The 13,579-nt window shown below is 35.4% G+C and carries 12 protein-coding genes; 11 read left to right on the top strand and 1 reads right to left on the bottom strand.

Annotated features, from left to right (window positions below; translation table 11 throughout):
• Positions 1 to 91: 91 nt before the first annotated feature.
• A complete protein-coding gene (gene aqpZ / locus F3J23_RS01890) occupies positions 92 to 808 on the bottom strand; it encodes an aquaporin Z (RefSeq protein WP_167024570.1) in 717 nt (238 codons plus the stop codon).
• Positions 809 to 1,028: 220 nt separating this feature from the next.
• Here aqpZ and F3J23_RS01895 point away from each other — a divergent pair, with 220 nt between their 5' ends.
• The 11 genes from F3J23_RS01895 to F3J23_RS01945 all read left to right on the top strand — a co-directional run bounded on the left by F3J23_RS01895 (position 1,029) and on the right by F3J23_RS01945 (position 13,387).
• Entirely contained in the window at positions 1,029 to 1,649 is a 621-nt protein-coding gene (locus F3J23_RS01895) for a DUF5715 family protein (protein WP_167023242.1), read from the top strand.
• A gap of 64 nt (positions 1,650 to 1,713) precedes the next feature.
• Positions 1,714 to 2,490, top strand: a complete 777-nt coding sequence (locus F3J23_RS01900; RefSeq protein ID WP_228455247.1) for a hypothetical protein — start codon at positions 1,714 to 1,716, stop codon at positions 2,488 to 2,490.
• 18 nt (positions 2,491 to 2,508) lie between these two features.
• On the top strand, positions 2,509 to 3,132 hold the full coding sequence (locus tag F3J23_RS01905; RefSeq protein ID WP_167023248.1) for a hypothetical protein: 624 nt from the start codon (positions 2,509 to 2,511) through the stop codon (positions 3,130 to 3,132).
• Positions 3,133 to 3,281: 149 nt separating this feature from the next.
• The gene (locus F3J23_RS01910) at positions 3,282 to 3,914 is read left to right on the top strand and encodes a sensor histidine kinase (RefSeq protein ID WP_317167681.1); all 633 of its coding nucleotides are present in this window, start codon (positions 3,282 to 3,284) and stop codon (positions 3,912 to 3,914) included.
• Positions 3,883 to 4,560, top strand: coding sequence for a response regulator transcription factor (locus F3J23_RS01915; protein WP_167023249.1), 678 nt, complete (start codon positions 3,883 to 3,885; stop codon positions 4,558 to 4,560). Before F3J23_RS01910 ends, F3J23_RS01915 begins: the two co-directional genes overlap by 32 nt.
• Before the next feature lie 146 nt (positions 4,561 to 4,706).
• Positions 4,707 to 6,059, top strand: coding sequence for a T6SS phospholipase effector Tle1-like catalytic domain-containing protein (locus F3J23_RS01920; RefSeq protein ID WP_167023252.1), 1,353 nt, complete (start codon positions 4,707 to 4,709; stop codon positions 6,057 to 6,059).
• A 189-nt stretch (positions 6,060 to 6,248) separates the two neighbouring features.
• Positions 6,249 to 8,177 (top strand): ABC-F family ATP-binding cassette domain-containing protein, encoded by a 1,929-nt coding sequence (locus F3J23_RS01925; RefSeq protein WP_167023255.1) that lies wholly within the window; start codon positions 6,249 to 6,251, stop codon positions 8,175 to 8,177.
• A 144-nt stretch (positions 8,178 to 8,321) separates the two neighbouring features.
• On the top strand, positions 8,322 to 8,678 hold the full coding sequence (locus F3J23_RS01930) for a hypothetical protein (RefSeq protein WP_167023258.1): 357 nt from the start codon (positions 8,322 to 8,324) through the stop codon (positions 8,676 to 8,678).
• 238 nt (positions 8,679 to 8,916) lie between these two features.
• A complete protein-coding gene (locus tag F3J23_RS01935) occupies positions 8,917 to 11,310 on the top strand; it encodes a TonB-dependent receptor (protein ID WP_167023261.1) in 2,394 nt (797 codons plus the stop codon).
• A 19-nt stretch (positions 11,311 to 11,329) separates the two neighbouring features.
• Positions 11,330 to 11,911, top strand: a complete 582-nt coding sequence (locus F3J23_RS01940) for a hypothetical protein (protein WP_167023264.1) — start codon at positions 11,330 to 11,332, stop codon at positions 11,909 to 11,911.
• Between the two features lie 141 nt (positions 11,912 to 12,052).
• Entirely contained in the window at positions 12,053 to 13,387 is a 1,335-nt protein-coding gene (locus tag F3J23_RS01945) for a trigger factor (protein WP_167023267.1), read from the top strand.
• Positions 13,388 to 13,579 lie beyond the last annotated feature (192 nt).

Below are 13,579 nucleotides of genomic sequence, written 5' to 3' on the forward strand. Positions count from 1 at the left end.
TATAAATATTTTTTTGGACAGGTTTTCTACATCTTAAATAAAAAAAATCCTGCCGGCTGACAGGATTTTATGGTTGATTGTTTTAAAAAAATTAATCTGCAATTTCAGCAGTATCCCTCTGAAGTAAGAACTTGTAGATCAATCCGCCTACAACTCCCCCTAAAATAGGAGCTACCCAGAATAACCAAAGCTGTGACATCGCAATTCCACCCATGAAAACTGCCTGTGAGAGGGATCTTGCAGGGTTTACAGAGGTGTTAGTGATCGGAATAGAAATCAAATGGATCAAGGTAAGAGCAAGCCCGATAGCAAGCCCGGCAAATTTACCGTTAGCCCACTTGTCAGTTGCTCCCATAATAACAATAAGGAAAAAGGCTGTTAATAAGAACTCAGCTAAGAAAGCCGCTCCCATACTGAATGCTTTTCCATTGTAAACGGCTTCGCCGTAGAAATTGGTAGCAAAATCTCCGGGTTTTGAGAAGTCTACGGCTCCGGCTCCGTTAAGAATTGTATACAGGCATCCTGCTGCAACAATAGCTCCCAGACACTGAGCTACAATGTAAGGAATAAGGTCTTTTGCAGGAAATCTTCCCCCTGCCAAAAGCCCGAAAGAAACTGCCGGATTAAAGTGTCCTCCTGAAATATGACCTACCGCATAAGCCATCGTAAGAACCGTAAGACCAAAAGCTAGAGCAACTCCTAAAAGTCCGATTCCTATATCAGGAACACCGGCTGCAAAAACAGCGCTTCCACATCCTCCGAAAACAAGCCAAAATGTGCCGAAAAATTCAGCAAAAAGTTTTTTTATCATGTTGTTTATTTTTTAAAGTATCTCAAATGTAGGGATTTATATCTTAAAGTGAAAAGTTAAATTTGAAAAAATATTTCAAATTTAAGTGAGTGAATATTATAAAATCAATAATTTGGTGTAATGTTTGTTTGGGATTTGTTGAGAGAGTATTACAGACTGTTTTAAAAGAGATAACATAAACGTTTTATTCTTCATAAGTAATTTAAAAGGATGGTTAATGAAAAAGTTTTTTTGTGTGGTCTTTGTACCTTTTCTTTATAGTTTAAATCATTCACAAACGGCAAAAAAGACTTTTCCGTGTTATGATCTTTCAACTGTCCTGAAAGTTGAACCTACGGCACTTTACAAACCCCATCTCGATGCCTCAAAAAGTTTTGGAGTACAATTACTGAAAGACTCTAAGACAGTACAGAAGTATATCAACAACGGAAAATTTCATAAAATAAAAAAATCAGGGAAAGGATACCAGGTTCAGAGACTTGATTACAGCAGAGCTTATATGGTATCCAAAGCAAAAAATACCCTTGAGAAAATAGGTTCCAAATTCAGTAAAGATACAAAAGGAGGAACTTTCACCGTTTCATCTATTACCCGCACTCTTGAAGATCAATGCAGGTTGAGAAGAGTAAACTCCAATGCATCATTGGGAATCAGTTCACACAATTACGGCAATTCTTTTGATATCTCTTATGTGAGATTTAATAATGTTCTAAAGTACAATCCGAAAATGGAAATAGCGTTGGAGAAAGTTTTAAAGCATTATGAGAATGCTGGTAGAATCTATTACATTAAAGAAAAACAACAAAGCTGTTATCATATTACAGTGAGAAATTATTAATTAAAATCTTACTTGCATAGCATGTTTAGTTTGTATATTTTTATAGAACTAAAATGCCATGCTTATGACAACATTGAACATTGTAGATTACATGCTGCCTCTAGAAGATTGCAGAGCTGCAGCAAATGAATGGAAATTAGCACTTTCCGATTATATCAGGCTTAAAAAGCTGATTCCTACCAACTTCGTTTTTAACATTTCCAGAGAACATCTTGAATGGATGAGAGCCTTCAAAGACTATGAAGACTTCTGTGCAGCTGTAGGAATATACAGAGATCAGGTGATTCTGGTTCTTTATCCTATGAATAACGACGGGGTAAAAATAGATGTAAAAGAGTACCCTTACACTTTTCTTACGGAACTGGATAAAGATCTGAAACTGCAGGAAATTCAGGAGTATACCATCGTTAAAAATGCTATACTTTCTAAAAATCTTGACAAAACAGAAAAAGATTCTGATATGGCTTTCCCTATCGCAAATACACCAATTCTTAATCAGGATATAGCGGTAGAAGCTATTGAACGTTGGAGAAATGAAGGTATGGACTGGTTCTACAAAGAGACCGGAGAAAATAAAGGAAACGGAATTTTTACAAAATTCTATGTTCCTACGGCTGACCTATGTCTTTCGGATGAAGGGCTGGCAGGCATTACATGTTCTTTTGGACTTAGGTACAATGATATTTACGGGAAAATGTTGGTAACCCTTGTCTTTATTTCTTTCCGTGCAGATCTTCAAAGTACAGAAAATGCACAAACTATTTCAAATACATATGACTGGGCAAAACCATGTCCTCCTATCTGCCGCCTTCCGGATGATGGAGTAGGATGTGAATTTTAAAAAATGATAAACTGAGGAATGGCTGATCTTTATAAGGCAATTTTATTCCTGAACTATGGACTGCTTCTATCTGTTATACTATTAGGAGCAGCCAGATACCGTATTTTAAATGATAAAGAAAAGCAATATTTTCATTGTATTGCTTTTCTCTTTTTTATTGAACTGGTGAATTTTGTGCTGCCTTATATTTTCAGGCTTAACGATACATCATTTCTTTATCCGTTATATATTGCCGGAGAGTTTTTCTTACTGACAGGTCTGTTTATCAGGAAACTTGACCTTCCAAAATATATTCTGGGATTTGTAGGCATATTGGCCGCCGGATTTATGATCTCAAAGTACAGCTTTGATTATCCCGCCAATGCCGATATTGCAAAAGTAGTTTCAAATATTATTATCATCTGTCTCTCGGGATTTACATTGATCAGAGAAATTAAAGATACCTCGGCTCATAACCGTTTTCTTTGGGTAGATGCCAGTATCTTTTTCTACTATTCTGTCTCAGTATTTATTTTTATCATTCAGCATCAGATTGCAAACCTTTCGGAAAACGATTATTATGTTCTTCTCAGTGCCAATAATATTCTTTCGAGTATTTTGTACTGTTCATTTTTATATACCTTTATCAGATTAAAGAAGTAACTTTAAATATCAACCTGCTGATCCTTATAATTGTTACCATAGCAATTATAGTATCCTTTATTTTACTGGCTTACAGAGCGTTTATTACCAGAATTATAAAAGAAAAAAACGTACAGCATGAGGCGGAAGTTCTTCATCAGAAAAAACTGGTGCTGGAGAATATCAAAGCTCAGGAAGAAGAAAGAAAACGTATTGCAGTAATGATTCATGATGATATTGGAAACAGGCTCAATATTCTTTCTTTATGGTTGAATAATCTTGATACACAGGGTGACGAGTTGATCAAAAAAAATATCTACAGCCAGATGTCTTCTTTGATTGATGCTGCCAGAAGTATCTCTCATTCACTATATCCCGTAAACCTGGAATCCGTAGGACTGGTTTTGTACGTGGAGGAATTAATAGCCAACCTTTCCCACAAAATCAATATTTCTCTGCAGGTAATGCCCGGTTATGAAAAGAAAGATCTTTTTGTAGAAGTACAGCTTTACAGAATCATTCAGGAGTTTACCACCAATGTAATCAAGCATTCTGATGCCACAGATCTTTGGATCTATATTAAAGATTATCCTGAAAATATGGCCGTTGTTATTTCAGATAACGGACAGGGATTTGAATATGAAGAGGTTAAAAAAGGAATGGGAATTAAGAATATTGAATCCCGTATCAAATCAATGAATGCCACCCACAAATGGAAAAAAACTTTTTTAAATAAAGGAAGTCGTTTAATTATTAAAATTCCAAAACATCATGAGTTCCCAAATCAAACTAGCACTGATTGATGATGAACAGCTGATCCTTGAAGGGGTAAAAATGCTGCTGTCCAATGAAGAGAACATCTCGGTCTGCCTTACATCAGACAACGGCCCCGATTTTATAGAATCATTGGGAAAACTTTCAGAAGATGAATTTCCTGATATTGCCCTGGTAGATGTTCAGATGAAACCTATGAACGGTTTTGAACTGGTAGAAATTCTAAAGGAGAAATATCCGGAGATTAAAATTATCATTCTGTCATCCCATTATAAAACCTCTATTCTTGGGTATATGGTTAAATTGGGAGTGTCTGCATTCCTTCCTAAGAATTCGAACAAAAAAACCTTTATTGATGCCATTACCATGGTAGATAAAAACGGAGTTTTTTTCACTGCTGAGGACCATCAGATGCTGTTTACCTATATGAACAGTACAGCCAAGAAAAACTCTCTCTTTGAAACAGAGGATGAACTATCTGAAAGAGAAAAAGACGTTGTAAAGCTGATCTGCCAGGAGTTTACCAATAATGAAATAGGAGAGAAGCTCTTTATCAGTCCGAGAACCGTAGAAAGTCACAGACAGCGTATTCTTGAGAAGATAGGAGCTAAAAATACAGTAGGAATAGTAATTTACGCCATTGTCAATAATATTTATGCTCTCGAAAAAATATAAATTGATTCCGTAGAAATACGGAATTTTTTATTTAGTACTTTCCACTCTAGTGAAGCTTATTTTTCTTATGTTATTTTGAAATATCTCTTTTAGAGATTTTAATAAAAACAAAACACATACAGGATCTGTAATAAAATAAACAAAACATGAATGGCAGTAGAGTGATTTCCGTCGGGATTTTCTTTGACGGTACAGGAAATAATGGGGTAAATGTTCTTTCACCGGATAAACCGTTGAATAATAATGAAAGCTACTATGGCGCCTTTACCAATATTTATAAATTATACAGTGTATTTAATGGGGATGAAAAAATATATATCGAAGGAATAGGAACCTTAACCGGTCAGGAAGATAATAATTTTGCGATGGCCACATGTGCTAATCCACCGTATGATAACGGATATTCATCCGATGATAAGCTTCAGAAAGCTGCGGATTTTGTAAAGCATATTATTCAAGACAGAACAGCGGAGTACCATTTTTATGTATATGGATTCGGAAGAGGAGGAATGCTGGCAAGAACCTTATGCAATCAGCTTCTTTCTTATCATGCGTTTGGAAATTGTAAAATTAAATTTTTAGGAGCTTTTGATACGGTGGAATCAAAGCCGTTCAATACCTATAATCTGGGAATATCTGTTCAGGTTGAGAATGCTTTGCATATTTGTGCAGTAAATGAATGCCGTTTCTTTTTTCCGCTTACCGGCTTTTTTGAAAATTCAAAAGCAATGCAGGATCAAAAAATGGAAAATCAAAATGCCATATGGAAGGAGATTTTTGTGCCGGGAGCTCATGCAGATATCGGAGGAGGATATCTTGAAGGTCCACAGTCTGTTTATATTTCCACAGATTTTGTAAATACCGCTGATTTGCAGGATTATATTTCGGATATAAAAAATGCAAAAACCAATGGGGAAGGAGATAAGATATGGGACGCTCTACTTTCTGAATATAAAATTGAGAAAGGAGATACTTTTTCACAGGCATATGTGTGTCGGGATAAAGTATATAATGATCTTTCAAAAGTCTATGGAAAACTGATGCTGGAAGAAACCAATACAATTTCAGATGTTTTTAATTTAGATCATGAAATCTTTTTTGGGATCGATAATAATAAACATCCTTTACTCAACCGGTTTGATACCAAGCTGAAAGAGTATGTAAAAGATTTTTCTATAAGCAGAAAACCCGTGTATGATTTCAGCATGTTTGCTGATTATACCCATATTTCTGCCAATTTCGGGTTGTACAGCAACAGTTTCGAAAGAAGAAACGAACAGGAGATCAATGCAGAATTGATCAACAACGGATTAAATGTTTCCAGCAGAACTACTGTGAATCAGGATAGCCATACAAGACTTTCTGTGGAACTTCATCTGCCTGAAGATAGTTTTGTAGCAGATTTTCTTTACGGAACCAATGTACCTAACAATGATATTTGGGTTCGTTCCATTCTGAAAACTCCTGCTGCAAGTAAATTAAATCAAATCAATAATTAGTGTCATTACTTCTCAGTTTTAAATTTAGGTTAGAGGGCATTCTGAGGGATGTCCTCTTTTTTTATCATTAAATTTTTTAATCCGAAGCAGTTATTCTCAGAACCCTTTTTTTTATTTCTGGGCTATTCATTTCTTTTTCCGTATTTTTGCCGGCGAAAATTCATTATTCATTACTAATTATTAATTAAAATGCTTTCGGTTCAAAGTTTAGGATTACATCATTCAGGAAATTATTTATTTCAAAATGTAAATTTCACCATTAAAAAGGATGATAAAGTAGGTCTGGTAGGTAAAAATGGAGCGGGGAAATCCACTTTATTGAAAATGCTTTCTGGAGAAATTAATTTCTATGAAGGAGAAGTGGTAACTGAAGGAAGTATTACCATCGGTTTCCTGAAGCAGGATCTTGATTTTGTAAAAGGAAGAACCGTTTGGGATGAAACAATGCAGGCTTTTGAGCAAATTAATGCTTGGAAAAATGAGCTTGAAGAAGTGAATCACCAAATGGCTACAAGAACCGATTACGAAAGTGATTCCTACACAGATCTGATTAATAAAATGACCGAGCTGAATGACCTTTTGATGAACCATGATGCCTACAATCTTGAAGGTGACATGGAAAAAGTTCTGTTCGGTTTGGGATTTAAAGCGGATGATTTCCAAAAAATTACCGACGAATTTTCAGGAGGATGGAGAATGAGAATTGAATTGGCAAAATTACTTCTTCAAAAGAATGACATTATGCTTCTCGATGAGCCTACCAACCACCTTGATATGGAATCTATCATCTGGCTGGAGAACTTCCTGAAAGATTATCCAGGAGCTATTGTTCTGGTAAGCCACGATAAACAGTTTATGACGGCTGTGTGTAACAGAACGTTCGATATTAACAATAGAAAAGTTGACGATTATAAAGCCAACTATTCCAAATATCTGATCATGAGAGAAGACCGCCGTGAAAAACTGATTCAGGCCAAAAAGAATCAGGACGCGGAGATCAAGCAGATGGAAGACAATATTAATAAGTTCCGTGCAAGTGCTACAAAAGCATCTTTTGCACAGTCGCTTATTAAAAAATTAGATAAAATAGAACGTATTGAAGTGGATAATGAAGACGTTTCAAAATTCAACATTCGTTTCGTACAATCTATGGTTCCGGGGAAAGTTATTTTTGAAGCGGTAAATCTTGGAAAAGCTTATGGTCAGAAACAAATTTTTGATGATGTAGATTTTATCGTTCAGAGAGGAGACAGAATTGCTCTTTTAGGACAGAACGGACAAGGAAAAACAACTCTGGCTAAAATTTTAGCAGGAGATATCAAAGATTATTCAGGAGCATGGAATCTTGGGCATAATGTGAACATCGGATATTTCGCTCAGAATCAGGAAGAAGTTTTAACTCCGAACAAAACGGTTCTTGAAGAAGCAGAAGATGCGGCTACAGAAGAGACAAGACCTAGAGTAAGAGACCTATTAGGATCTTTCTTATTCCAGGGAGATGCAGTGTCAAAGAAAACAAAAGTCCTTTCCGGAGGAGAAAGAAACCGTCTGGCTCTTTGTAAATTGTTGCTTCGTCCTTTCAATACGCTGATTATGGACGAACCTACCAACCACCTTGATATTCAGTCTAAGGAAATTATCAAGCTGGCATTACAGAACTTTGAAGGGACATTGATCGTAATTTCTCACGACAGAGAGTTCCTGCAGGGGCTTTGTGACAAGATCTACGAATTCCGTGACGGGAAAATGAAAGAATTCCTTGGAGATATCAACGAATATCTTGAATACAGACAAAAGGAAACCATCAGAGAAATCTCTGCGGAAAAAGCTAAACTTCATAATGAAGTAAAGGCAGAGCCTAAGAAAGCTGAAGAAAAACCTGTTGTCAGCAACAGTCAGACTTCTAATATTGTCAGCAAAGAACAAAAAAATATACAGAATAAGATCAAGAAAGTAGAGGAGAGAATTTCCGAGCTTGAGGCGAAAGTAGAAGAAATGGAAGCTTCATTTGCCAAAGAAAATCCTTCTGATGAAACTTTAGAGAAGTACAATCAGGCGAAGGAAGAACTGGATACTGCTTTACAGGAATGGGAATATCTTGGAACCCAGCTTGATTAAATCAAATAAGAATGCTTCATAACTGGAAATTATGAAGCATTTTTTGTAACAGAATCCTTTTCATCGCTACTTATTATCCGTAGTTGCAAAGTAATTTAATAAAAGTTTAAGGAAACAATTAAATTATTTTCATAATTTTGAACCATGATTTTTAAAGAAAGCAGAAATTTAAAGAGTTTTATCTCCAAGCTATTGTTTGGAGTGTACTTCCTCGCTCTGCTTTCTCAAAGTTTTCACCACCATGATTCTGTTGACTATTTTAAGGCATTTCATCTTAAAAAAACAGAAAATACGGTAACGAAAACTGTTGCTAAAGAGAAAGCTGGCGACTGTCTGGCCTGCCATTTTCTGGCTACCGGGCACACCTTAGCTCCTGAGGAGTTCAGTTTTACTTTTGATCATTATTCTCATGAAGTAAAACAGATCATTGCCATTCAGGAGAAAATCTGGTCTCAGACCAAATTCACCTTTCAACTTCGGGGACCGCCCGCAATTTCATAATTTCTCAGATTCTATAGGGTTTAAAGTGTAGTACTTTAAAGTTCAATGCTTAAAGTTTAAAGTTGTTGGAAAACAACTGATCGTCTGTAATTGATATTTAATTACCTGATGCTGATTTCGAACTTCGATTTCTCATTAAGACATGATTCTTTTACATTGTACGGTTAAGTATAAACCCTACCCACAAATTTTAACGAAAATGTACCTATTAAAAGGGTACGCAATCAATCTATTTACAATGAAATTGATATATTGCCTGCTGCTGATCTTTTGTGGATCAGTATTTACAAGTGCACAAAAAAATTATACTGTACAAGGAACCGTTCAGGATTTTCATGATAAAACAATGCTTGAAAATGCCGTTATTAAGATCGGAAAATTTACAGCTAAAACAGATAACAAAGGAACATTTTCCTTTGATAAAATCCCTGCAGGGAAGTATACACTCATTGCCCAACATCCTGATTGCAATGATTATACTGAAAATATAGGAGTTGATAAGGATTTGCATGTGTCGATTATACTGGAGCATCATGTGAAAGATATTGAGACTGTAACGATTCATGGAAGTCATAAGAATAATGGAAGCATGGTGGTGAAGACCATTGACAAATCAATGATTTCCCGAAATGTTACTGAAAACTTAGGGAATTTATTAACCAATGTCTCAGGTGTAAATGTTCTTAAAACAGGGAATAATATTACAAAACCTATTATCCATGGGCTTTACGGAAGTAGAGTGTCCATTCTTAATGATGGAGTAAAGCTGGCTGAACAGGAATGGGGGGTAGAGCATGCTCCGAATGTAGATGTTAACAATTTTGAACATATTGATGTTATAAAAGGAGCATCTGCGCTGAAGTATGGAAGCGGTGCCATAGGTGGCGTAGTCGTTTTACAGCCTCAGGTTTTACCTAAGAAAGATACCATTATGGGAAATGTTTCTCTTTCCGGAATTTCCAATGGAAGAGGTGCAGATCTTAATGTAAAACTGGCAAAAACCTGGGAAAACGGATGGGCAGTAAAAACCAATGGAAGTTATAAGAAACTTGGTGATCTTGAAGCTCCGGATTATGGCTTAATGAATACAGGGCTTGAAAGTTCAGGATTTAATTTCGGAGTTCAAAAGATGACCTTTGAAAAAGGATTTTCTTTTGACTATTATCTGACAAAAAGCAGCATAGGAATTCTTAGAAGCTCTCACGTAGGGAGTTCCGAGGATTTACTTGCAGCTCTTACAGCGCCGGAACCAATCTATCAGAGAGATTTTAGTTATAATATTGATAACCCAAAACAGGAAATTGAGCATCATATTGCTAAAGTTTCTGCCTATAAAAGGTTTGAAAATTTCGGAAAGGTCACAGCTACTTACAGTTTTCAGTACAATCATAGAAAAGAATATGATATCAGACGTACAGAAGAGCTGAGTAAAAAACCGGCACTGGATCTTGAACTGATCACCAACGATCTGAATATTAATCACCTGATAGAAAGAGGAAAGTGGAATCTTGAAACAGGAATTAATGCAGGTTATCAAAACAATTATTCCAATACTCAAACTGAAGCAAGACGTCTTGTTCCGAATTACGACAGATATTATGCAGGAATTTATTCTGTATTAAAATATAAAATTGCTCCCAAACTGGATATGGAATTGGGAGGAAGATATGATTATGACCATTATGATGTAACAAAATGGTATGATCTGAGCGACTGGAATAAAACCTATGCCGCAGATTATTCAAATTTTGTGGTAAGAATAAACCAGAACAGAATTCTTACAAAACCATCTTTAACTTACAATAATATTTCATTGAACGGAGGAATTGTTTACCATCCGTCTGAATATTTTGATCTGAAATTTAATTATGCCAGAGTTTCAAGATCTCCGAATATTGCAGAACTTTTTGCAGACGGGCTTCACCACTCGGCAGCAATTATTGAAAGAGGAAATATGAGAATGAAAAATGAAACAGGAAATCAGTTTAACTTAGTTGCTGATGTAAAAGCAAATGTTTTAAAAGGATTGAATATTTCAGTAAACCCTTACTTTTTTTATACTAAGAATTTCATCAATCAAATTCCTACAGGATATCAGAATACACAATGGGGTGGGGCTTTTGTAGAGTACAGTTATGAGCAGGTTGATGCAAAAATGTATGGAGTGGATCTAGATGTTCAGCTTAAAATTACAGATAACCTTGAGTATAAAGGAAGGGGATCATATGTATATGGACAAGATTTAACACATGATGTACCTCTTATTTTGATGATGCCTCCGAATTTTAATAATTCATTGGAATTCAGTAAAAAAGAATGGAAAAACTTTTATTTTACAGTAAGTAACAATACCTATTTAAAGCAAACAAGGTTTCCAGTTTATAACGTCCCGATCAGATTATTTGATTCAGACGGAAATCCATACAATCAGGAAGTGGATATTTCTACGCCTCCGAGCGGATATTCGCTTTGGAACCTTCAGACAGGGGTGAATCTGTCTAAAAATTTCGGAATTGATTTTTCAGTTCGAAATGTATTTAATACGTCTTACAGAGATTATCTGAACAGGCTTCGTTTCTTTTCCAACGAAACGGGAAGAAACTTTATTTTAACTCTTAAATATCAATTTTAATTACTTAAAATCAAAAAAAATGAAAAATATTTTTAAAAATACGACCCTTATCTTAGGACTTTTATTCTTAGCTGTTTCTTTAAGCTTAACTTCATGTAACAGAAGTGATGATGAGGCAGATGATCTTCCTCAGGAAGAACTTTCTGATGTTCTCTTAAGAGTAACCGATGCTGCTGGGGGAGCTGCGGTAGTTTATGATTATCAGGTGAATAGTACAACCAATCCGAATATTAAATTAATCAATGGCCATACCTATAATGTAGAGGTACTTTTCAAAAATGGTAATGACGATGCTACTGAGGAAATTAAAACTGCAAAAGATGCACATTTTCTGGTGTACAACTTTCCAAACTCAGATATTACTTTAACACGTACAGATGATTTCACAAGAGGAGATGGAAATCGTGTTGGTTTGAAAACAAAATGGGTGGTAAATACTGCTGTGAAAAATACTTCTGCACCTAGTCAGTTGGTTCTTACGTTATTCCATGAGTCGGTAACAGTTTCTGAAGCTTCTGCTGTGAGTGGAAACGGTGTTGTATACGGAACGCATACAGGAGGTGAAACAGATGCACAGGCAACCTATAATATTATTAATTAATATATCTTTTAGTCTTGTTAACAAAACCATCGGAATTTCCGGTGGTTTTTTATTTAACAATATTTGGCGTTATAAGTTGATTTTAAATGGGTGATTTTCATAAAAAATTCCTATTTTTGCAACCTAAAATTTTAATCAATAATGAAGGTTACCGCACAAAACCATGATGATGTAAGTGCATTGCTTACAGTAACATTGGAAAAATCTGACTACAAAGAAAAAGTAGAGAAGCAATTGATTAATTATGCTAAAAATGCGCAAGTTCCTGGATTCAGAAAAGGGAAAGTGCCTTTGAGTATGGTTAAAAAACAATATGAAGCAGGTATTGCATTTGAAGAAATCAACAGACAGGTTTCTGATGCTTTGAACAACTATGTTAATGAAAACAAATTAAGATTAGTTGGTCAGCCTATTCCACAGCCAGTAAACGAATTAGATTACAATGCTGATCAGTTAGAAGTTGCTTTCGAAGTAGGTTATGAGCCTGAATTCACTATAGATTTAGCTAAATATGAAGCACCTCACTATAAAGTAGAAGCTTCTGATAAAGAAATTAACAAGAGCATTGAAAACATGCAGAAGCGTTTCGCTGAGCAGGTTCCTCAAGATAAAATCACTAAAGATTCTTATATCGCTTTAGAAGTTTCTCAGGTTGTAGAAGAAGATGCTGAAGGAGAGCACCACCACCACCCAAAAAACCTTACCATTACTGCTGAAAACAAAGAAGCTTTCAAATTGGTAAAAGGGTTGAAAATGGACGGATCTGTAAAAGTAACGAAAGAAACTCTTGCTGGTGACGAAGAATTAGCTAAAGAATTAGGATTCGGTAAAGAAGAAGTTGAGCACTTACACCACAATGAAGTGGAAGTAAAAGTAAAAGACTTCTATTCTTTGAACTTAGCTGAACTTAACCAGGAGCTTTTCGACAAAGTTTACGGAGAAGGAAACATCAAGTCTGAAGACGAACTAAAAGACAAAGTAAAAACTGAATTAGATGAATATTTCCAGCAGAATGCTGACGTTCACTTTGTGAATAAAGTATTGGAGCAGGTAACAGATAAGGAAGAAGTGAAACTTCCTGAAAACTTCCTTGTGAAGTGGTTACTATTCTCTAACCAGAACATCCAGTCTGAAGATCAGGCTAAAGAAATTCTTGAAGCTGAGAAAAGCCAGTTGAGATACCAGATCATCGAAGGTAAATTGATGACTGATAACGAAATCAACCTAGACTATGCTGATGTATTAGCACAGGCTGAGCAGTTGGTGAAAAACCAATTGGCAATCTACGGAATCCACCACTTAGGTGATGAAGAAATCCAAAAATATGCTGTTGAGATGTTGAAAGATCAGGAACAGGTAAGACAGATCTCTTCTGAAGTAGCTATGGCTAAATTGAAAGATGTAATTCTTGAAAAAGCAAGCAAAAAAGAAACTAAAATTTCTCACGACGAATTTTTAGAAGAGCTTAAAAAATAATTATACTCAGATATAAATATTGGAAACCGTCAATTTTTTGACGGTTTTTTTGTTGAATACTACCAGATATAACCATTTGTATATAACACGGAATGAAATACTTTCGTGAACCGGAATATTCAATAGTGTTTTAAAAATTCTTTATTCAAGTTCATATCAGGTTATTCATCTATTGTTGATTAATTATTTCCC

Origin of the sequence: Chryseobacterium sp. Tr-659 (assembly GCF_011752975.1) — a bacterium.
Classification (GTDB): domain Bacteria; phylum Bacteroidota; class Bacteroidia; order Flavobacteriales; family Weeksellaceae; genus Chryseobacterium.

Excerpts from the sequence above, each read along its gene's own strand:
- F3J23_RS01895 (WP_167023242.1), top strand. The coding sequence starts at position 1,029 with ATGAAAAAGTTTTTTTGTGTGGTCTTTGTACCTTTTCTTTATAGTTTA.
- F3J23_RS01900 (WP_228455247.1), top strand. The coding sequence starts at position 1,714 with ATGACAACATTGAACATTGTAGATTACATGCTGCCTCTAGAAGATTGC.
- F3J23_RS01905 (WP_167023248.1), top strand. The coding sequence starts at position 2,509 with ATGGCTGATCTTTATAAGGCAATTTTATTCCTGAACTATGGACTGCTT.
- F3J23_RS01915 (WP_167023249.1), top strand. The coding sequence starts at position 3,883 with ATGAGTTCCCAAATCAAACTAGCACTGATTGATGATGAACAGCTGATC.
- F3J23_RS01920 (WP_167023252.1), top strand. The coding sequence starts at position 4,707 with ATGAATGGCAGTAGAGTGATTTCCGTCGGGATTTTCTTTGACGGTACA.
- F3J23_RS01925 (WP_167023255.1), top strand. The coding sequence starts at position 6,249 with ATGCTTTCGGTTCAAAGTTTAGGATTACATCATTCAGGAAATTATTTA.
- F3J23_RS01930 (WP_167023258.1), top strand. The coding sequence starts at position 8,322 with ATGATTTTTAAAGAAAGCAGAAATTTAAAGAGTTTTATCTCCAAGCTA.
- F3J23_RS01935 (WP_167023261.1), top strand. The coding sequence starts at position 8,917 with ATGAAATTGATATATTGCCTGCTGCTGATCTTTTGTGGATCAGTATTT.
- F3J23_RS01940 (WP_167023264.1), top strand. The coding sequence starts at position 11,330 with ATGAAAAATATTTTTAAAAATACGACCCTTATCTTAGGACTTTTATTC.
- F3J23_RS01945 (WP_167023267.1), top strand. The coding sequence starts at position 12,053 with ATGAAGGTTACCGCACAAAACCATGATGATGTAAGTGCATTGCTTACA.